Annotated in this window: 2 protein-coding genes and 1 pseudogene; all 3 read left to right on the top strand. The window is 43.5% G+C overall.

What is annotated here, in order from left to right; translation table 11 throughout:
• Positions 1-438 (top strand): annotated as a pseudogene (locus tag RTW80_RS24675) (hypothetical protein); the annotation flags it as partial.
• Positions 439-472: 34 nt separating this feature from the next.
• A complete protein-coding gene (locus tag RTW80_RS24670; RefSeq protein ID WP_000386705.1) occupies positions 473-1,597 on the top strand; it encodes a DUF4238 domain-containing protein in 1,125 nt (374 codons plus the stop codon).
• On the top strand, positions 1,597-1,787 hold a 191-nt coding region (locus tag RTW80_RS24665), incomplete at its 3' end, for a korC (RefSeq protein WP_312720705.1). The genes RTW80_RS24670 and RTW80_RS24665, both read left to right, overlap by 1 nt.

Raw genomic sequence — 1,787 nt, 5'->3', positions numbered from 1 at the left:
GATGTACTCAGTTTGAATGGGCATGCGAAAATTACCTTCATTGAGTGCAAGGGTTATAAACCCTATTCGACGGTGAGACATGAAGATGTAAAAAAATGGATTGGTAAGCAGGTTCCGGTATTCTTCAGCTATGCCAAAAGGGACTACCCCAACGCTGAAATTAATGTTCAGTTATGGACTACAGGAAAGCTCTGCGATGATTCCAGAGAGTCGCTTCGTAAATTCCAAGAAAATAACTTAACTAATCAGCGTTATAATATAACCGTCATGGAGCCGCATGAAGTTTGTGCCAGAATAAAGGCGACCAGGAATGACGCGCTTATCCGGGTTTTTGATAAGCATTTTCTCAGTTATCCAGAAAAAATCGTTCGCCGTAAACATGTGCCCGACCCGGTCAGGCTTGCAGGTCATGATGAAGCAATAGAATTTGATTTCTGAACCGGTCGGCTCGTTTAATCAGAGAGAAAACGTTATGGATTACACAAAAAATCAGCATGTGCTTTCACAGTGGGTGTTACGCAACTTTCGCAGCGATGACACAGCCCTGTATGCAAAGGAAAAGCAGCGGGTATGGTGTCATACCGTGTACATGACGCCCGAAAAAGAAAATGTTCTCCACACGCAACCTCTGCCTATATCCAGTGTGGCAGTATCGAAAAACTGCTTTCGTCTTATTGATGCTGAGACAGGACAACCTTTCGATATTGAAGACGAACTGGGTGTCTACGAGCGCCTGCTCGCTGGGATCGTGAACGATATCATTCATGAGCACAATTTCTCACGCCTTCGTCACACACATCCCGATGATTTCCCGGTAGAGAAGCTCACCAGCTTCGCGGTGATGCAGTTAATGCTAAATCTGCACAATCCGCAAAATAAAAATCCGTATAAGCAAGAAATGCTTGAACAGTTCCATGCCGATATACAGGACCATTTATCCGAATACATCCATTCTATAAATCAGTTGCCCCACAGTAACCCAGAGTTAATGGATGATCATTTCTATCGTAAAATACTGCGTGTTGCAAACTCAGCCTCTTCCGATGAGAATAAATGCAGAGCACTTTTTGTGTTATTTGGCCTTTTATCCACCCTGAATAAACCGACCCTTTACGATAAAATCAACAAATTAAGGAATAATATTTTTACCGGTATCCATACCATTGAGGTCATTCATACAGGTCATGATTTCGACAGCACTGAACCGAGACCTGCATTCGCAATAGCACCTAATGTTTTTTGCATTTATAAAGATGAAAACAGAATTTATCTTCCGCTATCTCATAACATAACCCTGTGCTTCATTACTGGCACTGCATTACATTTCAGACCCCGCATAGATGTCTTCTCTCCTCGTCCCGAGCGGCTGAAATGTTGCCACGACCGGAGTCTTAATTTTTATAATGTTTCGTTTGATTACATTGACAATGTGATGACAACTATTGATATGTATAATGTGGGTACATCCAGCACATTTTATTCAGCCTATGAGTTGAGCAAACTTAATGAATATCTGGATAAGCAGCAGCAGGATCATGACTATTATTATACGCCGGAAAATCCTGTTAAATGGCAGCCTGCGCAGACGGTCACCTAATGAAAGCCGTTAACGAAAATGATTTCCGCGAGCTGATTGAGGCTAAACAATTTAATGGCTATACGCTGGTCAGCGGAGAAGACTGGCAGATACCCACGGCCCACGAAATCCTGCTGGTCAGGGGCCTTATCCCCCTGACTGACATCCAGCTGGCCAACCGCCTGGATGTGGACGAACGCACTATCCGCAA

Origin of the sequence: Escherichia sp. AM3 (assembly GCF_032029835.1) — a bacterium.
Taxonomy (GTDB): domain Bacteria; phylum Pseudomonadota; class Gammaproteobacteria; order Enterobacterales; family Enterobacteriaceae; genus Escherichia; species Escherichia coli.
This window is presented reverse-complemented; position numbering and strand designations above follow the sequence as displayed.